This is a genomic window from Seohaeicola saemankumensis (assembly GCF_042678485.1).
Classification (GTDB): domain Bacteria; phylum Pseudomonadota; class Alphaproteobacteria; order Rhodobacterales; family Rhodobacteraceae; genus Seohaeicola; species Seohaeicola saemankumensis.
This window is the reverse complement of record NZ_JBHTKR010000005.1, coordinates 377,877-404,701: the sequence shown is the minus strand read 5'-3', so window position 1 is coordinate 404,701 and position 26,825 is coordinate 377,877. Positions and strand designations below refer to the sequence as shown.

Genomic DNA, 26,825 nt, shown 5'->3' with positions numbered 1-26,825 from the left:
AAATCGAATGTTATAACATTGCATCACATGGCGCGATGCCTTACCTGTGGCGCATGATGACTGCCCATGGATTCGACCCGCACGATCACGATCACTGCATCGCGGATGCCATGTCCGCGGCTGAAGACGCCTGCGCCGCGCGCAAGTTGAACCTGACGCCGGTGCGCCGCCGCGTGCTTGAGATCCTGCTTCAGCAGCACAAGGCCATGGGCGCCTACGAGATCCTTGCAAAGCTCGAAGCCGAGGGGATGGGCTCGCAACCTCCCGTGGCCTACCGGGCGCTGGATTTCCTGGTCAGCAACGGATTTGCCCACAAGATCGAAGGGCTGAATGCCTATATTGCCTGCTCGCATCCCAATGCCACCCATGCGCCCGCCTTCCTGATCTGCCGCAAATGCGGCGCGGTGCAGGAAACGCAATCAGAACCGGCGCGCGGCACCTTGGGCTCGGTCGCGAAGGCCGCAGGTTTCGTGATCGAAAGCACCGTGGTCGAGGCGCAGGGCCTGTGCCCCGCCTGTCAGGTCGAGGATGCGGCATGAGCCTGATCGAAGCCCGTGATCTGAGTGTGCGCTACGGGCGGCAGACCGTGCTGAGCCATGTGGACATGGCCATCGAGCGGGGCGAAATCGTCACCATCGTCGGCCCCAACGGGTCCGGGAAATCCACGCTTCTGCGCGCTTTGATCGGCGCTGTGCCCGTTGCCGGGGGGCAACTGACCCGCGCGCCCGGCCTGACAATCGGTTACGTGCCGCAAAAGCTGTCGATCGACCCGACCCTGCCGATGACCGTGGCGCGGTTCATGTCCTTGCCGCATCGCCAATCCCCCGCCGATGTGGCCAGGGCCCTTGACCAGGCCGGCGTGCCCGACCTGAGCGCCCGCCAGATGACGGATCTGTCAGGCGGGCAGTTTCAGCGCGTGCTTCTGGCGCGCGCGCTGCTGTCCAGACCCGATCTGCTGCTGCTGGACGAGGCGACGCAGGGTCTTGATCAACCTGGATCGGCGGCCTTCTACCGCCAGATCGAGGATGTGCGTGCCCGTCTTGGCTGCGCGGTACTGATGGTCAGCCATGAATTGCACGTTGTCATGAGCGCCTCGGACAGGGTGATTTGCCTCAATGGCCATGTCTGCTGCCAGGGCACCCCCGAGATCGTGGCCTCGGCCCCCGAGTATCGCGCCTTGTTCGGCTCCGGTACCCAGGGGGCACTGGCGCTTTACCGGCATGATCACAACCACAGCCATGATGACGGCTGCGACCACGACCACGACCACGGGCAGGACCATGACCACGGACATGACCACGATCATGGTCACGGTCATGGTCACGCGTCCGACACGCGGGTGATGCCCCTGCACCAGGCTACGCGGGACAAGGTGCACTGATGATGGATGATTTCATGATCCGCGCCGCGCTGGCAGGTCTGGGTGTGGCGCTTGCGGCTGCACCGATGGGCTGTTTCGTGGTCTGGCGGCGCATGGCCTATTTCGGCGATGCCACGGCCCATGCCTCGATCCTCGGCGTGGCGATTGCGCTGGCGCTGTCGCTCTCTGTCTTCCTGGGGGCGATGGTCATGGCGCTTCTGATGGCGCTGGCGGTGACCGCGCTGTCCGGGCGCGGCTATGCGGTGGATACGCTTCTGGGGGTCCTGGCCCATTCGGCGCTGGCTTTCGGGCTGGTGGCCGTCTCTTTTCTGTCCGGCGTGCGGATCGACCTGATGGCCTATCTCTTCGGGGATATCCTGGCGGTCGGGAAAACCGATCTGGCCGTGATCTGGGGGGGCGCCGCCCTGGTTCTGGCATTGCTTGCCTGGCGCTGGTCGGCGCTGCTGACCGCGACGCTCAACCCGGATCTGGCCCATGCTTCGGGGATCGATCCGCGGCGCGAACAGCTGGTCCTGACGCTGGCCCTGGCGCTGGTCGTGGCCGTGGCGATCAAGGTCGTCGGCGTGTTGCTGATCGCGGCGCTGCTGATCATTCCCGCCGCCGCCGCGCGCCCCTTCGCGCGGACGCCCGAAGGCATGGCGCTGATTGCGGTCATCGTCGCGGGCCTTTCGGTGCTGGGCGGGTTGCAGGCTTCGCTTGTGTTCGACACGCCCACGGGGCCCAGCATCGTCTGCATTGCGGCACTGGTTTTCGCCGGCAGCGCGCTGGGCTCGTCCCTGTCCCGCCGCCGCGCCTGAGCATTTCTTCTTGCCAAAAATATCCAGACCGGCCGCGGCAACGGGTGCGGCGCTCGCGCTTGGCGCGGGCCTGTGGCACTCTGGATCCTGACCACATCCGAAGGGACCGCTTATGACGCCACTTTCCGATCTGATAACACAGGGCCGGGGCGCGACCCCCGCCGATCTGGTCCTGCGCGGTGGCCGCATCCTCGACCTGGTCACAGGCGCCCTGCTGGAGGGGGATGTCGCCATCTGCGGCGATACCATCGTGGGCACCTGCGCCACCTATGCGGCACGCAAGGTCATCGACGTGACCGGCCTGATCCTTGTGCCCGGTTTCATCGACACGCATCTGCATATCGAAAGCTCCCTTGTCACGCCCTTTGAATTCGACCGCTGCGTTGCCCCGCGCGGGGTGACGACCGCGATCTGTGATCCGCACGAGATCGCCAATGTCATCGGCACCGACGGTATCCGCTATTTCCAGCAGGCGGCGGACTGCACCCTCATGGATATTCGCGTGCAGCTTTCATCCTGCGTGCCCTCGACCCAGATGGAAACCGCAGGCGCGCGGATCGAAGCGGCCGATCTTGCCCCTCTCAAGGGCCATCCCAAGGGAATAGGTCTGGCCGAGATGATGAACTACCCCGGCGTGCTGGCCGCCGATCCGGGCCTGATGGCCAAGCTCGATCTGTTTCGCGGCGGTCATATCGACGGGCATGCCCCGCAACTGACAGGCCGCGACCTCAATGGCTATATCGCCGCCGGCATCCGCACCGAACATGAGGCGACCACCGCCGCAGAGGCGCGCGAGAAACTGCAAAAGGGGATGCGGGTGCTGATCCGCGAAGGGTCGGTCAGCAAGGACATGGCCGCGCTTGCCCCGCTGCTGACTGACATCACGGCCCCCTACATGTGCCTTTGCACCGATGATCGCAATCCGCTGGATATCGCGGAACACGGCCATCTTGATTACATGATCCGCAGCCTGATCGCCTCTGGCGTCACGCCGCTGGCCGCGTATCGCGCCGCCAGCCTGTCCGCGGCCGAGGCCTTCGGGTTGAAGGATCGTGGCCTGATCGCGCCGGGCAAGCGCGCGGATATCGTGGTGATCGACTCACTGGAAGGTTGCAACGCCCAGATGGTCTTTTGCGGCGGTGTCCAGGTCACCGATGCCGCCTTTGCGACAAGGCCCGGTATCCCGCCTGTCGGGCGATCCTCGGTCAAGGCCCCCACCGTCACCGCGCGGGATTTCCGCACCAGCGGCAATCGCGAGGCAACGGATGTCATCGGCATCATTCCGGGCAAGATCATCACCGACCACCTGCACGAGGTCATCCCGATCAGCGATGGCGACAAACGCCCGGACCCCGCCCGCGACCTGATCAAGATCGCGGTGATCGAACGGCATGGGCGCAACGGCAATATCGCCACGGGTTTCGTGCGCGGCTTCGGGCTACAGGCCGGGGCCATTGCCTCGACCGTGTGCCACGATCACCACAACATCGCCGTGGTTGGCGCGGATTACGCCGACATGGCCCTGGCCGCGAACCGGCTGGGCCAGATCGAGGGCGGATTTGTCGTGGTGCGCGACGGGCAGGTTCTGGCCGAACTGGCGTTGCCTGTGGCGGGCCTCATGAGCCTTGAGCCGTTCGAGGAGGTGCGCGACCGCCTCATCGCCCTGCGCGCCGCGGCCCGCACCCTTGGTGTGACCCTGGAAGAGCCGTTCCTGCAACTGGCCTTCCTTGCACTGCCCGTGATTCCCGCCCTCAAGATCACTGACCGGGGCCTTGTCGATGTCATACGGTTCGAGATCATCGGCTGAGGGCCTGCCCAATCACCTTGATCGCGCTGAAAAGGCATCTCTCTTGCCGCGCGATCATGCGAAAAACCGTTGCGTCACATCGCTTATTCCGACAGGCAAAACAGTTTTCCACTGATTGACGGGTCAGACCCAAGGCACTACCGTCCTGCCCAATTCGGGAGGATGAAATGTCTGACACTATCGCTATCAATGACAAGATCTCGATCGAGCGGGTCGGCGATGTCGCCTTGATCCGCATCGACAATCCGCCGGTCAATGCGACCGGGCAGGCCGTGCGCCAGGGGTTGCAGGATGCGATCACGCAGATCAATGCCGAAGGCACGGCCAAGGCCGTCGCGATCTATGCCGCCGGGCGCACTTTCGTGGCTGGGGCCGATATCCGTGAATTCGGCAAGCCTTTCGTGCCGCCCGCGCTGCCGGATGTGTTCAACATCATCGAGGCGTCAGCGATCCCCGTGATCAGCGTGCTGCACGGCACAGCACTGGGCGGCGGGCTGGAACTGGGCCTGTCCACCCATGCCCGCATCGGGATCGAAGGGCTGCGCGTCGGCCTGCCCGAGATCCTGCTGGGCCTTCTGCCCGGTGCCGGTGGCACGCAGCGCATGCCGCGCCTGACAGGTGTGCCCTTCGCGCTTGAGATGATCCTGTCGGGCCGTCAGGTTCCCGCCAAGGAAGCACTCGAGGCCGGCATCATCGACCGGCTGGAATCGGGCGACCCGCGAGAGGTGGCGCTGAAAGCCGCGCAGGACGTGATCGCGGGCACGCTGAAAACCCGCCGCACCGACCAGATCGCGGTCGTGCCGGATCAGGCAGCCCTGGATCAGACCGCAGCACATCTGAAAAAGACGCAAAGCCACCTCTACTCGCCGCACAAATGCGTCGAGGCGGTCGCCGCCGCGGTCCTGCCGATGGCCGAGGGCCTCAAGATCGAACGCGCCGCCTTCATGGACTGCATGAACACGCCGCAGCGCGCGGGCCTGATCCACGCCTTCTTCGGCGAACGCGCCGTCAGCAACATCCCCGAGGCGAAAGGCCCCGCGCGCGACATCACCCATGTGGGCGTGATCGGCGGCGGCACCATGGGATCCGGGATCGCAACCGCCTGCCTTCTGGCGGGCCTCAGGGTCACGCTGGTCGAAGTGGCGCAAGACGGGCTGGATCGTGGTATCGCCACCATCACCGGCAATCTGGATGGCGCGGTCAAGCGCGGCAAGCTGAAGGCCGACAAGCGCGATTCGACCCTTGCGATGCTGACGACATCGCTGGATATGGGGGCGCTGGCGGATGTCGATCTGGTAATCGAGGCCGTATTCGAGGATATGGGCGTCAAAAAGGACATTTTCGGCAAGCTGGATGCGATCTGCAAACCCGGCGCGATCCTTGCTTCCAACACCTCCTATCTCGACATCAACGAAATCGCCGCTGTCACGTCGCGCCCGCAGGATGTGATCGGCCTGCATTTCTTCAGCCCGGCCCATGTGATGCGCCTGCTGGAGATCGTGGTGGCGGACAAGACCGCGCCTGATGTCGTCGCCAGCGGCTTTGCGCTGGCCAAGAAACTGGGCAAGGTCGGCGTGCGCGCCGGTGTCTGCGACGGCTTCATCGGCAACCGCATCCTGGCGCATTACAGCAAGACGGCGTCCTATCTGGTGCTGGACGGCGCCACGCCGCAGCAGGTGGATTCCGCGCTGGAAGGGTTCGGATTTGCCATGGGGCCGCACAAGGTGGGCGATCTGGCGGGCCTCGATATCGGCTGGATGACCCGCAAGCGCAAGGCCGCCACCCGCGACCCGAAAGAACGCTATGCCGGTGCCGTCGCCGACCGCATCTGCGAGGAAGGCTGGTTCGGGCGCAAGACCGGCAAGGGCTATTATGTCTACGAGGGGAAAGACATCACCCCCAACCTCGCCGTGGACAGGTTCATCGCTGAAGAACGCGAAAAGGCCGGCATCACCCCGCGCCCCTTCACCGATCAGGAGATCGTGGACCGCTACATGACCGCCATGATCAGCGAGGCCGCCCGCGTGGTCGAGGATGGCACCGCCCGCCGCCCGCTGGACGTGGATATGGTGTTCCTGTTCGGCTATGGCTTCCCCCGCCACCGCGGCGGGCCGCTGCATTACGCCGACACCATCGGCGCTGCTGCCCTGGTGGCCAGGATCAAGGACTATGCCAAGGAGGATGCGACCTATTGGCAGGTCCCCGCATTGCTTGAAAAGATGGCCGCGAACGGCACATCCTTTGCTGACATGAACAAGGAGGCCTGAGATGGACCTGAGTTTTTCCCCCGTGGAAATCGTATTTCGTGACGAGGTGCGCGCCTATCTGGCCGAGAACCTGCCCAAGCGGATCTCTGAGGCGGTACGCACTGGCGGCGAACTGACCAAGGCGATGATGGAAGAATGGCATGCCATCCTGAACGCCAAGGGCTGGCTGGCCACCACATGGGACGTCGAATTCGGCGGACCGGGCTGGACCCCGGTGCAAAAGCACATCTTCGAGGAAGAATGCTGCCGCGCCTACGCCCCCCGTATCGTACCCTTCGGTCTGAACATGCTGGGGCCGGTGCTGCAGAAATTCGGCACCAAGGAACAGCAGGACACGATCCTGCCGCGCATCCTGGACGGAACCGACTGGTGGTGTCAGGGCTATTCCGAACCAGGCGCCGGATCGGACCTTGCCAGCCTCAAGACCCGCGCGGTGCGTGACGGCGATCACTACGTGATCAACGGCCAGAAAACCTGGACCACGCTGGGTCAGCATGCTAACAAGATCTTCTGCCTCTGCCGGACCGACCCTGATGCCAAGCAGCAGGAAGGTATCAGCTTCATCCTGGTCGATCTGGACACGCCCGGCATCGAAATGCGCCCCATCCGCCTGATCGAGGGCGGCCACGAGGTGAACGAGGTGTTCTTTACCGATGTCCGCGTCCCCGTCTCGAACCTTGTGGGCGAGGAGAACAAGGGCTGGACCATCGCCAAGTTCCTGCTGACCCATGAACGCACCGGCATCGCGGGCGTCGGCTTTTCCATGCAGTCGCTGGAAGAGGTCAAGGCACTGGCCCGCAAGATCCGCCGTGGCGGTCGCCCGCTGATCGAGGATCCGCTTTTCGCCGCGCGCATCGCACAGGCGGAAATCGACCTTGAAGCCATGAAGATCACCAACCTGCGGATGCTTTTCAAGGCACAGCAACAGGGCGCGCCCGGCCCCGAAACCTCGATCCTCAAGATCAAGGGCACGGTGATCCATCAGGAACTCAAGGATCTGGCGCGCCGCGCGCTGGGCCCTGTGGCCGCACCCTTCCCCGGCTCGATGACCGATGGCAACATCATGTTCGGCCCCGAGGGCACGTCGAACAACGCCGCGCGCTATTTCAACAACCGCAAGACCTCGATCTTCGGCGGCTCGAACGAGATTCAGCGCAACATCCTGACCAAAACCATGCTGGAGCTGTGACCGATGGACTTTAACCTGACCGAAGACCGCCGGATGCTGCAGGACAGCCTGACACGCTATCTGGGCGACAAATACCCTGTCGATCACCGCAACAAGGTGGCCTATGCACTGCCCTGCCACGATCCCGCGAAATGGGAAGAACTGGCCGAACTGGGGACGCTGTTTGCGCTGGCTCCGGAAGATGCGGGTGGCTTTGGCGGCACCGGCTTCGACATCATGGTGGTGTTCGAGGCGCTGGGCCGCGCCTTGACACCCGAACCGATGCTGGGGGCCGCCATGGCAAGCCGTCTTATGACCAAGGTCGGCGCCGATCAGGAGGCGCTGTTGTCCGGCGCCACCAAATACGCCGTGGCCATCGGCGAGGTTGAGGCGCCTTATGAGCTGGACCAGATCGCCTGCACCGCGACGGCCAAGGGTGACGGCCATGTGCTGTCGGGCCGCAAATCCGCGGTCTATGGCGGGCAGGCGGCAGATGTGATCCTTGTGGCCGCGATGCTGGATGGCAAACCCGCCCTGTTCGAGGTGCAGGCGTCAGATGCCCAGATCGCCGGTTACCCGATGATGGACGGCGGCGGCGCGGCCGAGGTGCTGCTGGACGATACGCCCGCCAAGCTGCTGCTGGCCGATGCGTCGGATGCGCTGACCGATGCGCTGAATGCGGGCGCGCTTGCGCTCTGCGCCGAGGCCGTGGGCGCGATGGAAGTGACCCATGCCACCACGCTCGACTACCTGCGTACCCGCAAGCAGTTCGGTGTGCCCATCGGCAAGTTCCAGGTGCTGCAACACCGCGCCGTCGACATGCTGACCGAGATCGAGCAGTCCCGCTCAATCACCATCAAGGCGGCGGCGGAACTTGACGGGCCGGATGCCGCGCGTTTCGTGTCCATGGCGAAAAACCTGATCGGCCGCGCCGCGCGCCTTGTGGCCGAGGAGTCGATCCAGATGCATGGCGGTATCGCGATGACATGGGAATACCCGATCTCGCATTACGCCAAGCGTCTGGTGATGCTGGACGCGCAGCTTGGCGATACCGACTATCACCTGTCGCGCGTGATGGCGGGGCTGAAGGCGGCGTAAGCACCGAACGACTGAAACAACGAAAGGGCACCCCTTCGGGTGCCCTTTTTGCTTTATGTGCCACCCCGCGCCCCTGTCGTGGCGCATTGACTGGCGGTCTTATGTGGCCTTAGACTCCAGCATGAAATTCTTTCCCGGTATCGTTCTGTTTTCATTCATTTTACTGGTTGTATCGGGTTTGTACTTCCGGGGGCGCACAGCTGAGATTCGGACCTATTCCGCCGATGAACTGATCAATTTGAATTGCGCTGAACTCGGTGAACGACACGAGGAGATCATCGCCTCGTTTCATGACGCAGCGATCGCCCGGTATCGCAAAACAGGCGTCTTTCCCGATGACCTTGGGCTTCCACGGACCGAAGACTTGCCCATCGTCGTTTTGATCCTTCGGTTCATTCAGGATAACGGGTTGAGCGGGTTCGATTTTTCCAGACCGCATTCTCTTTCGACATCAGGAGCGGAAGCTGACCTTTTTTCTGAACTCTCCAATTTGTGCGCGGCAAGCCCTTCGCTGGATGCCATGCAAGCGGTAGAGCAAGCAGCAAGACGCCTTGATCTTGTCGAATAGCGGGCGCAGGGGGGCTGTCCGATACCAAGCCTCCTGTGCATCGTAGTATCGCGCATGCAGGGGCGAAACACGGGTCAGCCATGGTTCCGGTTGACTTCGATGGCGCCCAAGTTGTTCATCGTCCCGTCAGTCGACACATGTGGGTAAAGGGGTTCGGCAATTGAAACGGTTCGTGGTGATCGGCAATCTGTGTTTCGGGATCATTCACGCCGCAGAAGCAGGTGCCGCCTGTTCGCAAGGGCAGGATGTTTTCACATCTTGCCGGATTGAGGGCCGAAATACCGAAGTCCTTGTTTGCCATGATGACCAGTTTGCAACCTACAGCTACGGCTCCATTGGCCAGGCTCCAGACCTGATCCTGTCGGAAACGATCGCCAATCTCGATTTCAGGCCCTGGTCGGGCCTGGGAAAGGCGATCGTGGAAAGCGTCATTTTCTACAACCAAGGTTATAGCTACGAAGTTGTCGGAGGCTTCGATCGACCGTTTTCCGATGAGGAGATGCAGCGTGAAGACTGGCATTTCGGATGGATCGATATTGCACAGAACGGCAACACGCTCGGCAGGCTAGATTGCGTGCCTGAAACAGTGAGCTATGCTTTTGGTGGCGGGCTTTATGACGCGAAGCTGGCTGCAAGGCAGGAATGGGACGAAGGGACACAGTCCTGGGTGCCGGTCCTTGATCAAACCACACCACCGCCGGTCCTGATGGAGCATGTGTATCAGGGGATCGTGCAGGATTGCCTGCCGGCGTCCGAGTTCCGGTTCGATGGCGTCCAGTTGGGTGATCCGCTAGAGAAACTTGGCAAGCTGGGCAGTCCGGAAGCGACGGACGAGATCGCTTTTTCCGGTCACCGGATGGATCGTATGACCGTTCCGGGCCTTCAAATCGACATTCTGCATGAACTTGTCGTCGGCATGGTCTCGACATCCCCAGACTGGGACACGCCGTCTGGCCTGAGGGTCGGTCTGTCGCGTGATGAGGTGATCGGGATACTGGGCCGCATGCCAAGCGGGCAGGCGGACAACGGGCACGAAATCTTGTCTCACGTTTGCCTGGATACGCAAAAGACGGCAATCACATGGTCTGCCGTGATCGGGTTTGGGCAGGCTGATCGCGTTCAGAGCATCCGTTTTGCAAGTCTTGCACCCTAGGGGCTGACAGAGTGCCGGGAGGTGGAGCCGACAGCCCCCAAAACCGCTAAAATATCCCTGATGCAATTTTCCAACCCTTGAAAACAAAGGGGTTGGAAAATTTCCCATCGTGGGGCGGGCCAGAATGTCGCTTACCGCTTGCGGTCGCGGCGCGAGGACATGGGCTGGAAGGCCACGCCCACATGGGCCTCGCAATAGGGTTTGCCTGGCTGGGTCGGCAGGCCGCAGAACCAGAAATTCTCGGTTGCGGGGTCGCCCACGGGCCATTTGCAGGTCCGCTCGGTCAGTTCCATCAGGGTCAGGCGGCGGGCCTTCTTCTCGATCTCGCTGACTTTGGCCAAAGCCTCGGGGCTGATCTCGTTGGCCGAGGGCTGCGGCGGCAATGGCTGGCCTGCGGGGATGATGGCCTTGCGGGTATGCGGCACGGTCACGGGACGGGTATCGGTGTCCTCGTCATCACCGGCCTCCTGCACGTCTTCTTCGACCGGGCGAGCTGCGGGTTTTGCGGCGGGCCTTGCCTTGACTTCGGCCGGTTTCGGCGCGGCCTTGGCCTTGGTCTCGGTCTTGGCGGCCGCACCTGCGGCCGTCGGTGTGGCCGGTGCCGGGGTCGGGCCTGCGCGGTTGGACAAGCCAAGGCGGTGAACCTTGCCGATCACGGCATTGCGCGTCACGCCGCCAAGTTCCTTGGCGATCTGGCTGGCCGACTGGCCTTCGCCCCACATTTTCTTCAAAAGCTCAACGCGCTCGTCGGTCCAGGACATGGTCTTTCCTTACCCAAAAGGCGGCCCGCATTGCCCGGGGCCGCCCTGTCATCTCAGAGCGTCCTATTCTAAACAACCCTTGCCGAGTTACAAGGTGCCGAATCACGCCCATGCTGCGTAAGGGTGCCCCCGGCGCCGCCAATGCCCTTCCGGGGGCGCAACCACGAGGGAACCCCGATGCCGCAGACACTGGACATGGGAAACCGCCGCTTTGGCCGCGTGAACTGGCTGGGTCTTTACACCCTTGCCCTGCGTGAGGTGATGCGCTTCGTCTCGGTCTGGACGCAGACACTTCTGGCGCCGCTTGTGACCGCGGCGCTTTTCCTGCTGATCTTCTCGATTGCCATCGGACCCAACCGGGGCGAGGTGCTGGGCGTATCCTTCACCGCCTTCATCGCGCCGGGGATCCTGATGATGACGGTGATCCAGAACGCTTTTGCCAATACGTCATCCTCTATCGTGATCTCGAAGGTGCAGGGCAATATCGTCGACACGCTGATGCCACCCCTGTCAGCGGGAGAGCTGGTGATCGGCTACCTGGCGGGCGGGCTTGCGCGGGGGCTGGCCGTGGCACTGGCCATCGGCCTCGGGATCCTGCTGGTGCTGGGCATTCCGATTGCCCATCCTCTCTGGGCGCTGGTCTTCGTGATCCTGGGGTCCACCCTGATGGGGGCGGTCGGTCTGGTCGCGGGCGTCTTTGCCAACAAATTCGACCAGATGGCCGCGATCACCAATTTCATCGTCACGCCGCTGGCTTTCCTGTCCGGCACCTTCTATTCCGTCGCGGCCCTGCCCCCCGTGATCTACGAGATCACCCATGTGAACCCGGTCTTCTACCTCATCGACGGGGTGCGCTTTGGCGTGCTGGGTGTGTCTGACAGCTCGCCCTGGCTGGGCTTGGCCGTCTGTTCCGTGACAACTGTCGCGGTCAGTCTTGTCGCATGGGCGATGTTCCGCAGCGGGTATCGGCTGAAGGCGTGACCCTTTTCGGGCTGTCTGCAAGATTCCATCTTGGCGTGTCGCCGGATTGAAGATATGCAAACAGGCATGAGCAAAAGCAACCGCCTTTCCGTGATCAGCCGACGTCGACGCACACGCGCCTGACGGCGGCACAGCTTTGCCCTATGCGCTGCGGCGCAACCCACCCCCGACCATCCCATCGAAGGCAGTGTTTGCCATTTATTGCGTCAGTAGGCGCATTTCCTTCGAGATTGTTGACTTGAGGCCCCTCCTGATGCACTCACAGGGCCTTGCCATGAAAGGAAGATCGCGATGATCCCGTCCGTTTTGCCAACCTATAACCGCGCCGCCCTGAAATTCGTGAAGGGCGAAGGAAGCTGGATGGTCGAGGCTGACGGGCGACGCTTCCTGGATATGGGGGCAGGGATCGCGGTGAACGTATTGGGACATGCCCATCCCGCGCTGGTGAGCGCGCTGACCGAACAGGCCGGCAAGCTGTGGCATGTGTCGAACCTCTACCAGATCCCGCAGCAGCAGGCGCTGGCCGACAAGCTGGTCGAGACGACCTTTGCCGATACGGTGTTCTTCACCAATTCGGGCACGGAAAGCTGCGAACTGGCCGTCAAGATGGCGCGCAAATACTGGTATGACAAAGGCCAGCCGGAGCGGACGGATATCGTCACCTTCAATGGCTCGTTCCATGGCCGGTCCTCGGCGGGGATTGCCGCCGCCGGGTCGGAAAAGATGGTCAAGGGATTCGCCCCGCTGCTGCCGGGGTTCGTGCATCTGGACTGGGGCGATCATGATGCGCTGCATGCGGCCATCACCGAGCGCACCGCCGCCATCCTGATCGAGCCGATCCAGGGCGAGGGCGGGATCCGCCCGTTGCCGGATCAATGCCTCAAGGGCCTGCGCGCGCTGTGCGACCAGACCGGAACGCTTCTGATCCTGGACGAGGTGCAGTGCGGCATGGGGCGCACGGGCCGTCTGTTCGCCCATGAATGGGCAGGGGTGACACCCGATATCATGATGGTTGCCAAGGGCATCGGCGGCGGTTTCCCCCTCGGGGCCGTTCTGGCGACCGAAGATGCGGCATCCGGCATGACCGCGGGCACCCATGGGTCGACCTATGGCGGCAACCCGCTGGCCTGTGCCGTGGGTATGGCCGTGATGGAGATCGTGGCCGATCCGGCCTTTCTGGAGGGGGTGCGCGCCCGCGCCGGCGCGCTTCGTCAGAAGCTCGAGGGGCTTGTTGCCGCGCATCCGGACGTTTTTGAATCCGTACGCGGCACCGGCCTGATGCTGGGCCTGAAATGCAAGCCCTCAAACCTCGATGTCGTGGCCGCGGGCTATGCCCAGCAATTGATCACTGTTCCCGCCGGTGACAATGTCATCCGCCTTCTACCCCCGCTCAACCTGTCGGAAGAGGAGATTGCCGAGGCGATCGACCGCCTTGACCGTGCTGCTACCGCGCTCGAGGTGAAAACCGCCTGAGCTTCTTCTTGCCATAAATATCCCGGGGGGACGTTCGACGACGTTGAACATCGTCGAACAGAGTTCGACGTTTGGGGGGTCGGCCCCCCTTCCTTCCGGGTTTCAGGAACCGATTGTCATGCCGCATTTTCTGGATATCAACAAAACCTCCTCTGCTGATCTGCGCCACATGATCGACGATGCGCGCGCGATCAAGGATGCCCGGGCCGGTCGGCCAAAGGGCATGCCGGATGACGATCAGTCGCTGGCGGGTCGTGTGGTCGCGCTGATCTTCGAGAAACCCTCGACCCGTACGCGCGTGTCCTTTGATGTGGGCGTGCGCCAGATGGGCGGGCAGACCATGGTATTGTCCGGCGCGGACATGCAACTGGGGCATGGCGAAACCATCGCTGATACGGCCCGCGTGCTGTCGCGCTATGTGGACATGATCATGATCCGCACCTTCGAGGAGGCGACGCTGCTGGAAATGGCAGAATATGCGACGGTTCCAGTGATCAACGGGCTGACAAACCGCACCCATCCCTGCCAGATCATGGCGGATATCATGACCTTCGAGGAGCATCGCGGCCCGATCCGCGGGCGCAAGGTGGTCTGGTCGGGGGATGGCAACAATGTCTTTGCCAGTTTCGCTCAGGCGGCAGGGCAGTTCGGTTTCGATCTGGTCTTCACCGGACCGCCGCCGCTGGACCCCGAACATGTCTTCATCGAGGAAGCGCGCGCCAAAGGCGTCAGCGTCACCATCGAGCGCGACCCGTTCAAGGCTGTCGAAGGGGCCGATCTGGTGGTGACCGACACCTGGGTCAGCATGCACGATCCCCAGTCCGCGCGTGAGCGGCGGCACAACCAGCTGCGCGCCTATCAGGTGAACGAAGCGCTGATGGCGCGTGCCAAACCTGACGCGCTCTTCATGCATTGCCTGCCCGCGCATCGCGATGACGAGGCGACAAGCGCCGTGATGGACGGGCCACATTCCGTGATCTTCGACGAGGCCGAGAACCGCCTGCATGCGCAAAAGGCGATCATGCGCTGGTGCCTGCGGCTGTGATCACCGGTGGGGGGCGCTGCCCCCGTCCTGCTGACTCCCCCCGGGATATTTCGGGCAAGAAGAAACTGCCGGGCGGGATCAGCCCGGCAGCCTGGACAGGCCAAGGAAGATGACACCGGACAACAGGGCGGCGGCCGGAACGGTGATCACCCAGGCCGCGATGATTGTCAGGAAATGCGAGCGGCGCACCAGCTTGCGGCGGCGGCGTTCTTCGGGGGCGATGCGCTTGGCCTCTGCCGGGATGTGGCTGCCGTTGCGGGCGCGTCTGTCGTGATCCCATTCGCGGAAGAAGCCCACACCGAAGACCGCGCCCACCGCAATATGGGTGGAACTGACAGGCAGGCCCAGCCAGCTGGCCACGATCACGGTAATGGCCGCAGAAAGTGACACGCAATAGGCGCGCATCGGGTTGAGTTTGGTGATCTGGCTGCCCACCATGCGGATCAGCTTGGGGCCGAACAGGAACAGCCCGAAGGAGATGCCGAACGCCCCGATCACCATGACCCAGGTCGGGATAGAGACCTTGGCCGCGGTGCCGCCATCTTCGATCGCATGAACAATGGCAGCCAGCGGCCCGACCGCATTGGCCACGTCATTGGCGCCATGGGCGAAGGACAGAAGCGCGGCCGAGAAGACAAGCGGCAGGCCGAACAGCAGCTTGAGCGACTTGTTCCGGTTCTCCATGCCCTCTGACTGGCGACGGATCAGGGGCACGCAGGCCGCGTAGCAAATGATCCCTGCGGCAAGTCCGATCAGAAGCGCCGTGCCGATGTCGATCTTGACGACCTTGCTCAGCCCCTTGAGCGAGAGGTAGGTGCCGAAGGCCCCGGCCATGATGCCCAAGAGGATCGGCACCCAGACACGTGCCGCCGCGATCTTGTCCTGGCGGTAGATGATCCGGCTTTTGATCAGGGCCAGGAAGGCCGCGGCGATCAGGCCACCCAGCAGGGGCGAAATTACCCAGCTGGCGGCAATCGCGCTCATGCTGGACCAGTTGACCGCGCCAAGACCGGCCGCGACGATACCGGCCCCCATCACACCGCCAACCACGGAATGTGTCGTCGAGACCGGCGCGCCGATCCATGTGGCCAGATTGACCCATAGCGCCGACGAGATCAGCGCCGCCATCATCGCCCAGACGAAGGTCCGCGGATCGGCGATACCGGCCGGATCGATAATCCCGCGCGAGATTGTCGATACCACGTCGCCCCCCGCCAGAAGGGCGCCGGCGCTTTCGAAGATCGCGGCGATCACGATCGCGCCACCCATGGTCAGGGCATTGGCGCCCACGGCCGGGCCCATGTTGTTGGCCACGTCGTTGGCACCGATGTTCAGCGCCATATAGGCCCCGAAAACGGCCGCCGCGACGACCACGATGTTAAGGTCCTCGGTGCCCATCAGCATGGCGGCCATCAGCCCAGCCAGAACGATGAAGGCCAGGGCGATCCCCATGCCCACCAGCGGGCGCGAGACATAGGCCGTCGCGGATTCCACCCTGGAGATGCGGTTGAGGTCCTTGTCCAGCGTGGCCCAGCTGTTGCCATGCTCTGACATCGTCATGCGCCCTTGTTCCGTTAACAATCAGTCACGGCCCTAGAGGGGTTTGCCCTTCAATTCAAGCAATGCGTCATGAAATTGTAACAAAACCGTTACAATGCCCGCAGGATTTCCTGCAAGCCGGGCTCGTCCACAAGGGTGGCGGCCTTGAGCGGGGTGAACCAGCGGCGATTGCGTTCGTCGGCTTCGGGGTAGTCTTCGGACATCTGCACGTCCGTGACGACAAAGACCTTCACCTCGACCGGGACGGGTACGCCGCCTTCCATCCGCTTTGCATAGTCATAGCTGCCGATCGGTTCTTCGGCGATGCGGCCGGTCTTGACCCCGGCCTCTTCCCAGGCTTCCTGGAGGGCGGCGCCGGGGGCGGACAGCCCGTCGATGGGCCATCCCTTGGGAAGGATCCAGCGGCCAGTGTCGCGCGAGGTGATCAGCAGAACCTCGCGGTCCGCGCCGTCGCCGCGCAAGCAAAGGGCCGCGACCTGCAATCGCTTCGGCCGTGCCATAAGGGGTTGGACCATACCGGTCCAAGCTGCTTTCAATGGATTAAACATACGATATCGTCCGCGCCTGCCTGGCAGTTTCTGCCCGTTTCTTTTTGTCGTTATTCTCTGATCTTACCGTGTGCGGGGCGAAAACGCAAAGTAATGCGCATTTGCTGGGCAGTGCACTGGTCCGGATGGCGCAAAAAAGCGGCAGATATCATGTGCCGCGCGGTTTGGCGCGCAGGGTGGGATCGGCTTCGCGCGGGTTGTCGGGCCAGGGATGGCGGGGGTAGCGTCCGCGCATGTCGCGGCGGACATCGGCGTAAGAGCTGTCCCAGAACCCTGGAATGTCCATGGTGGTCTGCACCGGCCGGCCCGCGGGGGACAACAACGTGACGCGCAGCGGTTGCCCTGCCACGGTGGGGTGGGTTGTCTGGCCGAACATCTCTTGCAGGCGCAGTTCGATGGCGGGTGTCTCACCGTCATAGTCGATCGGGATATTGCGCCCCAGTGGCGTGGTGAAATGCGACGGCGCCGCGCGGTCAAGGGCCTGTTGCCTGTCCCAGTCCAGCATTGCGCGCAGCGGGGGCAGAAGGTCGAAGGTTTTCCAATCCGCGGCGCTTCGGACCCCGGTCAGATGAGGCAGCAGCCAGTCGCCAAGACCGTCCATCAACGCGGCATCGGACATGTCGGGCAGGTCCAGGCCACCCTTGCGCCCAAGCGCCACACGTGCGCGAAAGCGTTGTGCTGCGGGCGAGGGTGACAGGCCCAGATCCTGCACACCGTCGAGCATGGCGCGGGCGACCATATCGGCGGGCGCATCGGACCAGGTGCGATCATCAAGGACCAGGGCGCCGAAACGCTCCTGCCGCCGCGCGATGACGCGACGTTCGCGACGGGACCATTCGCACAGTTCAATCCAGCCGATCTGATCTGCAAAGAGGCCGCGCAGGGCGCCTTCTGATATCGCCGTCGCCTGCCTGATCCGGGCCTCGCGCGGGTTGCCGTCAAGGTCGGTGGCGACGATCAGGCGCGTGCCTGCCAGCGGGTCGTGATCGTCCAGAACAGCGCCTTTCCCGCCCGAAAGGATGAAGCGCGCCGCATCGCCCTTGCGCCGCTGTCCGATCCTGTCGGGATAGGCCAGTGCCGCCATTTCAGCCAGACCGATCTTGCCGGTGCTGCCGTCCCCGGCGCCGGCGGCCAGGCGCTTTGCCTCGGCCTTGATCCGTTCGACAGCGGCGCGATTGGCGGGATGGGGGCGCGTGTCATTGTAGCGCCGCAGGTCGGTGATCGCCTCGATCCGCAGGGTCAGATCGACCGGGGCGCCGCGTGGCAGCGGGTCGCGGTCCGCCAGCAGCGCCGCCAGCGGCTCGGCCTGGCGTCCGGCGAGGGCCAGCATATGCGCCAGACGCGGATGCAAGGGCAGGGCTGCCAGCGTGCGGCCGTGGGCTGTGATCCGGTTCGTGCTGTCCAATGCGCCCAGCATCTGCAAAAGCGCTTGCGCTTCGGCATATACGCCCGCGTTGGGCGGTGTGAGAAAGGCCAGCTGATCCGGTGTTGCCCCCCAGAGGGCCAGTTCCAGTGCCAGAGCTGACAGATCGGCCGCCTCGATCTCGGCGGGGGGATAGGCGGCCAGCGCGCCTTCCTCGCCCCGCGTCCAGAGGCGATAGCAGACCCCCGGCGCGACACGGCCGGCGCGGCCGGCGCGCTGCGTGGCTTCGGCCCGCGTCACGCGTTCGGTGACCAGTCGCGACATCCCTGCGCCGGGATCGAAACGGGCGCGGCGGGACCGGCCTGCATCGACGACAACGCGGATGTCTTCGATGGTCAGTGAGGTTTCCGCGATGGAGGTGGCGAGCACGATCTTGCGCCCCTGGCCTGGTGCGACTGGCGCGATAGCCGCACGCTGGGCGGCGAAATCCATCGCGCCGAACAGCGGGCGGATGGCGCAGCCTGCGGGCAGGCGTTTGGACAAAAGCGCTTCAACCCGCCGGATCTCGCCCTCGCCGGGCAGGAAGACCAGCACGCCGCCTTGGGTTTCGCCCAGGGCTTGCACGACCAGATCGGCGCAGGCCTCTTCCATCCGGGCGGTTTTGGGCAGGGGTGCGTCCAGCCAGCGCAGATCCACCGGATAGCTGCGCCCTTCCGAGGTGATGACCGGGATGCCATCGCCCATCAGCGCGGCAACGGGCTCTGCGTCCAGCGTGGCGGACATGGCCAGCAGGATCAGATCGTCGCGCAGCGCGCCCGCGATTTCAAGGCAGAGCGCCAGCCCCAGGTCAGCATTCAGCGAACGTTCATGAAATTCGTCGAAGATCACCGCACCGACGCCCGCCAGACCAGGATCGGACTGGATCATCCGGGTCAGGATCCCTTCGGTTACCACCTCGATCCGGGTCTTCGCGCTCACCTTGCTGTCGCCCCGGATGCGGTAGCCGACAGTCTGGCCCATGGGTTCACCCATGGTGTCGGCCATGCGTTCGGCTGCCGCGCGGGCGGCAAGGCGGCGGGGTTCCAGCATCAGGATGCGGCCCGTGGTCAAGCCTGCCTCCAGCATCGCCAGCGGCACGACCGTGGTTTTCCCTGCACCGGGGGGCGCCTGCAGCACGGCGCGGCCATGGGTGTGCAGGGCCGCGATCAGCGGGGCCAGGGCATCATGGATCGGAAGGGCGGTGTGCATGCCCGCCTTATCAGCGATTTCACACGCCCCGTCCATCGCCTGACTGGACAGGCCAAGCCTGCCAAGGCATGAAGACCGGACAGAACGAAGGATCGACCCGATGGACATGACCGAGCTTGCCCGGCGCATCATGGCGCAGGACCGCCGCGCGCTGGCCCGTGCGATCACGCTGGTCGAAAGCAGTCGCGCCGACCACCGCGCCCAGACAACAGCGTTGATCGAGATCCTGCGCGAGACTTCTGACAGCCAGGCATTGCGCGTCGGGCTGTCGGGGACGCCGGGCGTGGGCAAATCCACCTTCATCGAAAGTTTCGGCCTGATGCTGCTGCGCGAGGGGCTGCGCGTCGCGGTTCTTGCGGTCGACCCAAGCTCGGCCCGGTCGGGCGGCTCGATCCTGGGAGACAAGACGCGGATGGAACATCTGAGCCGCGAGCCGAACGCCTTTATCCGCCCTTCGCCCGCGCAATCGCATCTGGGCGGGGTGGCGCGGCGCACGCGTGAGGCGGTGGCGCTGTGCGAGGCGGCCGGGTTCGACGTGGTGCTGATCGAAACCGTGGGTGTGGGGCAGTCCGAAACCGTGGTGGCAGAGATGTCGGACCTGTTCGTGCTGCTGTTGGCCCCTGCCGGCGGCGACGAGTTGCAAGGCGTCAAGCGTGGCATCATGGAGATGGCCGACCTGATCCTGGTCAACAAGGCCGATGGCGATCTGAAAGCGGCGGCGCAACGGACCTGCGCGGATTATGCGGGTGCATTGCGGTTGCTGCGCAAACGGCCGCAGGACCCCGAGGGGTTTCCCAAGGCCATGACCGTATCGGCCCTACAGGTCGAAGGGCTGGAAACGGCCTGGTCCGAGATGCGGGCGCTGACCCGATGGCGGCGCGAGACCGGGCATTTCGCGTCGCGCCGTGCCGCGCAGGCGGAATACTGGTTCGGGCAGGAGGTGCGGCAAGGCTTGCTGGCCCAGTTGGACCAGCCCGAGGTCAGGGCGCTGATGCAGGACATGGGGCGCGAAGTGGCGCAAGGGCGCGTCACACCTACCGCTGCCGCACTGGAAATTCTGGAAAAATTGCGCGCAAACCGCTGATGCGCGCAATCGTGTTGCGTCAAACGCGCTGTGTCATGCCGGGCGCAGACCCAGTATCTGACGCGCCTGCGCCGGGGTTGCCACGGGGCGTTCGTATGTCTCGCACAGGTCGGTGATACGCCGGATCAGAGCCGCGTTGGAGGGCGCCAAGGTGTCACGATCCAGCCTGATGTTATCCTCGAGCCCGGCGCGGGTATGGCCACCGGCGGCGACGGACCATTCATTCAGGACGATCTGTCCCGGTCCGATCCCGGCCGCGCACCATTCAGCGCCCGGCATCAGCCGTTCGACGGTCTTGATGTAGAAATCAAAGGTCTCGCGGTCCACGGGCATGGCGTTTTTCACGCCCATCACGAACTGCACGTAAAGCGATCCCGGAATGCGCCCGTCGCGGTTCATCCTGGCGGCCTGGTGAATATGGCTGAGGTCGAAGCACTCGATCTCGGGTTTCACATCGTATTTGACCATTTCCGCGGCCAGCCAATCGACCAGATCCGGCGGGTTCTCGTAGACGCGGGTGGGGAAGTTGTTGGACCCGACCGACAACGAGGCCATATCGGGCCTGAGGCTGAGCATCCCGCCGCGCGTCTTGCCCGCGCCGGAGCGTCCACCGGTCGAGAACTGGATGATCATGCCGGGGCAGTGCTTTTCCAGACCTTCCTTGAGACGGGCAAATTTTTCCGGGTCCGATGAGGGCGTGCCATCATCGTTGCGTACATGGGCGTGACAGATGGTGGCGCCGGCCTCGAATGCCTCCTGCGTGCTTTCGACTTGCTCGGCGACGGTGATCGGCACGGCGGGGTTGTCAGCCTTTGTCGGGACGGACCCGGTGATGGCGACACAGATGATGCAGGGTTTGGTCATGGCACGGGGCTTTCTGCTGCGCGAGTTGATTGACACTGCCACATAGATGCCGCGCCCTGCAAGAGCGGGCCGGATTTGAGTATTTGCGGAACGATGAAAGGGATGGGTCAGCCCCGCCGGCGGCGCAGCAGCACCCAGGCGCGCAGGTCGGACAAGGCCTTGAGGGTTGCGGCCATAACAAGGATGGCAAGGATGATTTTGGAGACCTGGCCCATCGTGCCCTCGATCAGAAGCGCGTGCAAAACCGTGCCTGCTGCAATGACGAAGGCCAGCGCCGAATGGCCGAGGCGCCAAGCGCGCGGGCCAAGGGCGCGGCGGGCGCGTAGCAGGGCGAGCATGGCTGTGGCGAAGATCGCCCACATCGCGATCACACCCCAGACCGAGAAGGGTGTGGGTGAGGCGAGCAGCAAGGCGTCGATCACATCGGGGGGGCTGGTGATCCAGAGACCCAAGACATGGACCAAGACCGCCACGACCAGCGCCGCGCCGGTCCACCGATGAACCGCACGGCCGCGTCGTGCGGGCAGGCCGGGAAGGTAGCCCCCTGCCAGCAGGGGTTGCAGCAGGATCAGTGCCATGCCGACCACGCCGGCAAAACCCGCGACGATATACACAGGCTGCCGCCAAGTCAGGAGTGGGCTGGTTGCGGCGATGGCAATTGGCACGGTTATGGCCAGGCCCAATGCCGCCCAGATCAGAAGAGAACGCGTTTCGGACACAGGGTCAGACCGGTTCCAGCACGAAATCGGCGTGCAGCGTCCTGTCGTCGGGACTGCGCATGACGGGGCGGAGGAACACGGTCCTGAAGGGGGTGTTGTCGATGTCGCGATCATAGGCCAGATGCCCGTGCGGCTGGCCGAAAGCAGGCACGATCTGCGGCATCTCAAGGCGGAAGGTGCCGTCGGCGGCGGTCAAGGTGGCGCCATGGCTATGGGCATCACGTTCGTGACCTTCGGTCGTATGAGCCCAGATCTGGATGCGGATGCCTTCCAGAGGCAGGCCGTCTCCAGCGCGGCGGACGGTGCCTGTCATCCAGAATCCGCCGCCGCCGATCCGTTCCACGATCGGCGCGCCGGGGCGATAGTTGTTGGCGCCGCCGCGCATCGTGGGGGTCGGGGCAAGGGATTGCGCGCGGGCCGGACCCAGCAGCCCGGTGGTTCCGGTCGTCAGTATGGCGCCTGCTGTGGCGCTGCCGGCCAGAAGAAAGCGGCGGCGGGTTGGCGGTGTCTGGGTCATCGCAATCTGTCTCCTGCTTTGGTCTGACAAGAACGGGGCCGCTGCGAATGCGGAGGCCTTCAAGATAATTATGGCGCGAAAGAGCGGTCTTTGAACCGGGTCTACGGATTTGTGATCGGGCCTGATGTGGGCAGAACGAAAAAGCCCCACAGCTTGGCGCTGCGGGGCTTTGGTCAAGAAATCTGGAGGCGATCAGTCGAACAGACGCCGCGCGATCACCTGCGCCTGGATTTCGGCGGCACCTTCGAAGATGTTCAGGATACGCGCATCACAGAGGATGCGGCTGATCTTGTATTCCAGCGCGAAACCGTTGCCGCCATGGATCTGCAGGCCGTTGTCCGCCGCAGCCCAGGCCACGCGCGCGCCCAGCAGCTTGGCCATGCCAGCCTCAAGGTCGCAGCGGCGGTCATTGTCTTTCTCGAAGGCCGAGAAATAGGTCAGCTGCCGCGCCACCATGATTTCCACCGCCATCATCGCCAGCTTGCCGGACACGCGGGGGAAGTTGATCAGCGACTTGCCGAACTGCTTGCGGTCGATCGCGTATTGCATCGACACGTCAAGTGCAGCCTGCGCCACGCCGACGGCGCGCGCCGCCGTCTGGATGCGGGCGGATTCAAAGGTCTGCATCAGCTGCTTGAAGCCTTTGCCTTCTTCGCCGCCCAGCAGGTTCTCGCCCTTGACGTGGAAGTTGTCGAAGCCAAGCTCGTATTCCTTCATGCCGCGATAGCCCAGAACCTCGATCTCGCCGCCGGTCATGCCGGGGGTCGGGAAGGGGGCGTCATCGGTGCCGGGGGTCTTTTCGGCCAGGAACATCGACAGGCCGCGATGGTCGGTGCTGGCGGGATCGGTGCGGGCCAGCAGGGTCATCACATGGGTGCGCGCCGCATGGGTGATCCAGGTCTTGTTGCCGGTGATGCTGTAGTCGCCCGCATCGGTCTTGACGGCGCGGGTGCGCAGGCTGCCAAGGTCCGATCCCGTGTTGGGTTCGGTGAACACGGCTGTCGGCAGGATTTCGGCGCTGGCAAGACCGGGCAGCCATTTCTGCTTTTGCTCTTCGGTGCCGCCGCACAGGATCAGTTCGGCCGCGATCTCGGACCGGGTGCCAAGGCTGCCCACGCCGATATAGCCGCGCGAGAGTTCTTCGGACACGACGGCCATCGAGGCCTTGGACAGGCCGAAGCCGCCGTATTCTTCCGGGATGGTCAGACCGAACACGCCCATTTCGGCCAGTTCGGTGATGATCTCCATCGGGATCAGCTCATCCTTGAGGTGCCATTCATGGGCGAAGGGTTCGACCTTTTCGATGGCGAAGCGGCGGAACTGCTCGCGGATCATCTCAAGCTCGTCTTCAAGGCCAGAGGCGCCGACGGTGATATTGGCCGCCTGTTCCTGCATCAGTTCGACAAGGCGGGTCCGGGCCGCCTGGGTATTGCCGCCCTGGGTCAGGGCCGTCACGGCCGGATCGGCCAGGCCGCGCGCGTCATCCGCCGACAGGCCCAGATCCTGCAGGCGGACAACTTCGCCCTGGTTCATCTGGATGCCGCCGGCGATCTGGGACAGATATTCCCCGAAGGCGATCTGCTGGATCAACTGCTCGACTTCGCCGAACTTGCCCTGCGCTGTCAGCCCTTCGGCCCATTTCTGCATCTGGCGCAGGGATTCGACATAGGTCGCCAGCCAGGCCAGGCCGTGTGCGGCGGTCTGCTCGGCTTCGATCAATGCGCCCGACACCTTGCCACCTTCGCTGACGCGGGCGCGCACGCGATCCTTTGCCTTGTCGAACAGCTTTTCGACAGGGATCAATGCCGCGCCGGTGCGCGACAGCAGGTCTGGCAGAATCACCGCATCGGTCATTGCAATATCTTGTCCGTCATGGGCCATGAATCACATCCTTTTTTCGCTCGGACCCGTCCTAGCCATTTCGCAGTTGCAGCGCAACAAAAATACCCAGTAATGCCATTTGGATAACTGAAAGTTGCGCATTGAATTATTGCACCGCGGCACTAGAAGCTGCCGCACTGCATGGTATGAGTGGCGGATGAGCAGCATCCTGTCCCTCATGACGCCTGAAATACTTGGCTTTGCCGTGCTGGTCGCGCTGCTGGCGGGCATCGTCAAGGGCATGGTGGGCTTTGCCATGCCGATGATCATGATCTCTCTGCTTGGGTCATTTGTCGCACCGGATGTTGCCCTTGCCGGGCTGATCCTGCCGACGCTGGTCACGAACGGGATGCAGGCGCTACGCCAGGGCTGGGGGCAGGCCTGGTCCTCGATCAAGCGGTTCCGGTTGTTCATGCTGATCGGGCTGGTGGCCATGCTGGTCAGTGCGCAGCTGGTACGCATCCTGCCGCAAGAGACGCTTCTGCTGATGATCGGGCTGCCTGTCGTGCTGTTCTGCGCGCTGCAACTTATAGGGGTGCAGCTGCGCCTGCCCGCGCGCGGACGCAACTGGATCGAGGGTGCGATTGGCGGTTTTGCCGGGTTCATCGGCGGGTTCTCGGGGGTCTGGGGGCCGCCCACGGTCATGTATCTTACGGCGCTCGAGACACCGAAGGCCGAACAGATGCGCGTTCAGGGGGTGATCTATGGCCTGGGGGCCGTGGCGCTGTTCGGGGCGCATGTCGGATCGGGCGTGATGCGGGCCGAAACGCTACCATTCTCGGTGGCGATGGTTGTGCCAGCCGTGCTTGGCACCTGGATCGGGTTCCAGATTCAGGACAGGATTGATCAGCGTGCCTTTCGCAAGGCAACGCTGGCTATTCTGCTGATCGCTGGCCTGAATTTGGTGCGGCGCGGATTGATGGGGTGATCCCACGGCGCCGCGCCCCTGGTTCCGCAAGAAAAGATTGTTCAGCGTGCAGCGCTGCTGCGCGGCTCTGACGACTGGCTGTTGGCGATCTCTGTGATGAAGCTGCGGATCTGGCCCCGCAGACGATCGTCCTTGATCCGGGTCAGCATCGAGGCGATCTTGGTTGCTTCCTCATCCAGCACCTGCGGCGAGGTCGCACCGCTTTCCAGCCCGTCGAAGAAATAGGACGGCGGTACCTTCAGGATATGCGACAGTTCGAACAGTTTGCTGGCAGAGATGCGGTTGCGGCCAAGTTCGTATTTCTGGACTTGCTGAAACGAAATGTTCAGGCCGTCGGCAACGTCGGTCTGGGTCATCCCGCGCAGGATGCGCAGCTGTTTCAATTTCTGTCCAACATGGACGTCTACCGGATGTGACATGGTATACTCTCATATATTTCTACTATTGAGAGAATGGCGCAACCTGCGAATCAATCAACTTGTTAGTTTTTTACGCTTTCCAATAATCAATGATGAAAAAATTGACATAAATATACCCCGAACGTATGATATATTTTGTGTTAATGGGTTATAAATTTACAGTCTGTCGTCAATGCTCCAGCCTGCCAATGATGCCTGCATCAAAGTGTTGTGTGGTCAAGTGACGAGCCTGTTCAGGGGCAAACAAGGTGAAACAGCAGAGCAACCAATCCTTACTCTTCGAGATGCTGCGATCCTTCGTGACCCTCGCGGATACCTTGAACGTGTCGCGTGCCGTGAACGAGTTGGGCGTCACCCGCCAGACCCTGCGCCGTCACATTGAGCTGCTGGAAGATGCGCGGGGCAAACCGCTGTTCCACCTTGAGGACCGGCAATATCACCTGACCGAGGATGGCCAGGACGCGTTGCATGAGGCGCGCAGCCTTCTGGCCCGCGGGCGGGCCTGGCTGGATGGACAGGCCGCGCACCGAGATGGCCTGTTCAATTTCACGCTCAAGCGTGACGACGGTTATTTCTATCATCTTCAACAACACCCGATATCGCGGATCTGGACGCATGAGGGGCCGATCCTGCGGGAAACCATCAAATCATGGGCGCTGTCCGAGGGGCAGATCGAACATCCCGCGTTCCAGTCGGTGCGCCCGCATGCGCTTGTGTTCAGGTATATCGACAATTACTGGCTCTGCGCCGAGGTCGGCGAGCGATCTGATTTTGCCCATTGGTACGGGTGGAGCTGGGCGCGCAGCAGTGTCGGCCTGAAGGTTGACGGCTTGCCCGGTGCAGGCAGGTTCAACTTTTCCGCAGCACAATCCTACGATGAATTGCGCGCGGCGCAGGGTTTGCGCCTGGATCATGTGGCAACGCAGATGCCGCATGGCCCCGATGACGAAATGCGCCCGATCTGTTTTGCACGCCTTTTGCTTGGAAGCAGATTTCCCGATGGCAGCTTTGCGATGATCTCGATGGTGGATCGATCCAGCCAGATCGACATCCCCGGACTGGACCCCGGAATCATCGAAGCCGCGAGCGGGATTGAAACAGTGAAACATGAAATTGTAAGCCGCCGCGCATAACACCTGCGCGAAACTAACCTTTAGTTTACAATTCCTGGTGGGCCTTTAACCTCCAGGGAGAT

Annotated in this window: 24 protein-coding genes; 15 read left to right on the top strand and 9 right to left on the bottom strand. The window is 63.2% G+C overall.

What is annotated here, in order from left to right:
• The first annotated feature begins 56 nt into the window (after positions 1 to 56).
• The 9 genes from ACFQ3C_RS14290 (at position 57) to ACFQ3C_RS14250 (ending at position 10,239) form a co-directional block, all read left to right on the top strand.
• On the top strand, positions 57 to 539 hold the full coding sequence (locus tag ACFQ3C_RS14290) for a transcriptional repressor (protein WP_380793352.1): 483 nt from the start codon (positions 57 to 59) through the stop codon (positions 537 to 539).
• A complete protein-coding gene (locus ACFQ3C_RS14285; RefSeq protein WP_380793140.1) occupies positions 536 to 1,381 on the top strand; it encodes an ATP-binding cassette domain-containing protein in 846 nt (281 codons plus the stop codon). The genes ACFQ3C_RS14290 and ACFQ3C_RS14285 overlap by 4 nt, the downstream gene beginning before the upstream one ends.
• Positions 1,381 to 2,178, top strand: coding sequence for a metal ABC transporter permease (locus ACFQ3C_RS14280; RefSeq protein ID WP_380793138.1), 798 nt, complete (start codon positions 1,381 to 1,383; stop codon positions 2,176 to 2,178). The genes ACFQ3C_RS14285 and ACFQ3C_RS14280 overlap by 1 nt, the downstream gene beginning before the upstream one ends.
• A gap of 112 nt (positions 2,179 to 2,290) precedes the next feature.
• Positions 2,291 to 3,985 carry an adenine deaminase gene (gene ade / locus ACFQ3C_RS14275; RefSeq protein WP_380793136.1) on the top strand — a complete coding sequence of 565 codons (1,695 nt, stop codon included), beginning with the start codon at positions 2,291 to 2,293 and terminating at the stop codon, positions 3,983 to 3,985.
• A gap of 167 nt (positions 3,986 to 4,152) precedes the next feature.
• Entirely contained in the window at positions 4,153 to 6,252 is a 2,100-nt protein-coding gene (locus ACFQ3C_RS14270) for a 3-hydroxyacyl-CoA dehydrogenase NAD-binding domain-containing protein (protein WP_380793134.1), read from the top strand.
• A 1-nt stretch (position 6,253) separates the two neighbouring features.
• Complete coding sequence (locus tag ACFQ3C_RS14265; RefSeq protein ID WP_380793132.1) at positions 6,254 to 7,441, top strand: acyl-CoA dehydrogenase family protein; 1,188 nt, start codon at positions 6,254 to 6,256, stop codon at positions 7,439 to 7,441.
• A gap of 3 nt (positions 7,442 to 7,444) precedes the next feature.
• A complete protein-coding gene (locus ACFQ3C_RS14260; protein ID WP_380793130.1) occupies positions 7,445 to 8,518 on the top strand; it encodes an acyl-CoA dehydrogenase family protein in 1,074 nt (357 codons plus the stop codon).
• Between the two features lie 121 nt (positions 8,519 to 8,639).
• Complete coding sequence (locus ACFQ3C_RS14255; RefSeq protein WP_380793128.1) at positions 8,640 to 9,086, top strand: hypothetical protein; 447 nt, start codon at positions 8,640 to 8,642, stop codon at positions 9,084 to 9,086.
• A gap of 175 nt (positions 9,087 to 9,261) precedes the next feature.
• Entirely contained in the window at positions 9,262 to 10,239 is a 978-nt protein-coding gene (locus ACFQ3C_RS14250) for a hypothetical protein (RefSeq protein WP_380793126.1), read from the top strand.
• A 131-nt stretch (positions 10,240 to 10,370) separates the two neighbouring features.
• On the opposite strand, the gene ACFQ3C_RS14245 is transcribed toward ACFQ3C_RS14250, so the two are convergent.
• Positions 10,371 to 11,000: a GcrA family cell cycle regulator gene (locus tag ACFQ3C_RS14245; RefSeq protein ID WP_380793124.1), complete on the bottom strand. Its 630-nt coding sequence runs from the start codon at positions 10,998 to 11,000 to the stop codon at positions 10,371 to 10,373.
• Between the two features lie 177 nt (positions 11,001 to 11,177).
• On the opposite strand from ACFQ3C_RS14245, the gene ACFQ3C_RS14240 reads away from it, so the two are divergent.
• The 3 genes from ACFQ3C_RS14240 to argF all read left to right on the top strand — a co-directional run bounded on the left by ACFQ3C_RS14240 (position 11,178) and on the right by argF (position 14,499).
• Positions 11,178 to 11,981: an ABC transporter permease gene (locus tag ACFQ3C_RS14240; protein WP_380793122.1), complete on the top strand. Its 804-nt coding sequence runs from the start codon at positions 11,178 to 11,180 to the stop codon at positions 11,979 to 11,981.
• Positions 11,982 to 12,272: 291 nt separating this feature from the next.
• Positions 12,273 to 13,454 (top strand): aspartate aminotransferase family protein, encoded by a 1,182-nt coding sequence (locus tag ACFQ3C_RS14235; protein WP_380793120.1) that lies wholly within the window; start codon positions 12,273 to 12,275, stop codon positions 13,452 to 13,454.
• A gap of 118 nt (positions 13,455 to 13,572) precedes the next feature.
• Positions 13,573 to 14,499 (top strand): ornithine carbamoyltransferase, encoded by a 927-nt coding sequence (gene argF / locus ACFQ3C_RS14230; protein WP_380793118.1) that lies wholly within the window; start codon positions 13,573 to 13,575, stop codon positions 14,497 to 14,499.
• A gap of 78 nt (positions 14,500 to 14,577) precedes the next feature.
• On the opposite strand, the gene ACFQ3C_RS14225 is transcribed toward argF, so the two are convergent.
• The 3 genes from ACFQ3C_RS14225 to hrpB form a co-directional block, all read right to left on the bottom strand.
• On the bottom strand, positions 14,578 to 16,059 hold the full coding sequence (locus tag ACFQ3C_RS14225) for an inorganic phosphate transporter (protein WP_380793116.1): 1,482 nt from the start codon (positions 16,057 to 16,059) through the stop codon (positions 14,578 to 14,580).
• A gap of 89 nt (positions 16,060 to 16,148) precedes the next feature.
• On the bottom strand, positions 16,149 to 16,607 hold the full coding sequence (locus ACFQ3C_RS14220) for an NUDIX hydrolase (RefSeq protein WP_380793114.1): 459 nt from the start codon (positions 16,605 to 16,607) through the stop codon (positions 16,149 to 16,151).
• Between the two features lie 148 nt (positions 16,608 to 16,755).
• Positions 16,756 to 19,218 (bottom strand): ATP-dependent helicase HrpB, encoded by a 2,463-nt coding sequence (gene hrpB / locus ACFQ3C_RS14215; protein ID WP_380793112.1) that lies wholly within the window; start codon positions 19,216 to 19,218, stop codon positions 16,756 to 16,758.
• Between the two features lie 100 nt (positions 19,219 to 19,318).
• Here hrpB and meaB point away from each other — a divergent pair, with 100 nt between their 5' ends.
• Entirely contained in the window at positions 19,319 to 20,302 is a 984-nt protein-coding gene (gene meaB, locus ACFQ3C_RS14210; RefSeq protein WP_380793110.1) for a methylmalonyl Co-A mutase-associated GTPase MeaB, read from the top strand.
• A gap of 33 nt (positions 20,303 to 20,335) precedes the next feature.
• Here meaB and ACFQ3C_RS14205 read toward each other — a convergent pair whose 3' ends face one another.
• The 4 genes from ACFQ3C_RS14205 to ACFQ3C_RS14190 form a co-directional block, all read right to left on the bottom strand.
• The gene (locus tag ACFQ3C_RS14205) at positions 20,336 to 21,166 is read right to left on the bottom strand and encodes a BKACE family enzyme (protein WP_380793108.1); all 831 of its coding nucleotides are present in this window, start codon (positions 21,164 to 21,166) and stop codon (positions 20,336 to 20,338) included.
• A 107-nt stretch (positions 21,167 to 21,273) separates the two neighbouring features.
• Positions 21,274 to 21,780: a ferric reductase-like transmembrane domain-containing protein gene (locus tag ACFQ3C_RS14200; protein WP_380793106.1), complete on the bottom strand. Its 507-nt coding sequence runs from the start codon at positions 21,778 to 21,780 to the stop codon at positions 21,274 to 21,276.
• Between the two features lie 109 nt (positions 21,781 to 21,889).
• Positions 21,890 to 22,402: a twin-arginine translocation pathway signal gene (locus ACFQ3C_RS14195; RefSeq protein ID WP_380793104.1), complete on the bottom strand. Its 513-nt coding sequence runs from the start codon at positions 22,400 to 22,402 to the stop codon at positions 21,890 to 21,892.
• A 192-nt stretch (positions 22,403 to 22,594) separates the two neighbouring features.
• Positions 22,595 to 24,283: an acyl-CoA dehydrogenase family protein gene (locus tag ACFQ3C_RS14190; protein ID WP_380793102.1), complete on the bottom strand. Its 1,689-nt coding sequence runs from the start codon at positions 24,281 to 24,283 to the stop codon at positions 22,595 to 22,597.
• A gap of 157 nt (positions 24,284 to 24,440) precedes the next feature.
• Here ACFQ3C_RS14190 and ACFQ3C_RS14185 point away from each other — a divergent pair, with 157 nt between their 5' ends.
• Entirely contained in the window at positions 24,441 to 25,211 is a 771-nt protein-coding gene (locus tag ACFQ3C_RS14185) for a sulfite exporter TauE/SafE family protein (protein WP_380793099.1), read from the top strand.
• Between the two features lie 41 nt (positions 25,212 to 25,252).
• Here the strand turns inward: ACFQ3C_RS14185 and ACFQ3C_RS14180 are convergent, their stop codons facing one another.
• Positions 25,253 to 25,630, bottom strand: coding sequence for a helix-turn-helix domain-containing protein (locus ACFQ3C_RS14180; RefSeq protein ID WP_380793097.1), 378 nt, complete (start codon positions 25,628 to 25,630; stop codon positions 25,253 to 25,255).
• Between the two features lie 284 nt (positions 25,631 to 25,914).
• Between ACFQ3C_RS14180 and ACFQ3C_RS14175 the strand changes: the two genes are divergently transcribed.
• Positions 25,915 to 26,763 carry a helix-turn-helix domain-containing protein gene (locus ACFQ3C_RS14175; protein WP_380793095.1) on the top strand — a complete coding sequence of 283 codons (849 nt, stop codon included), beginning with the start codon at positions 25,915 to 25,917 and terminating at the stop codon, positions 26,761 to 26,763.
• Positions 26,764 to 26,825 lie beyond the last annotated feature (62 nt).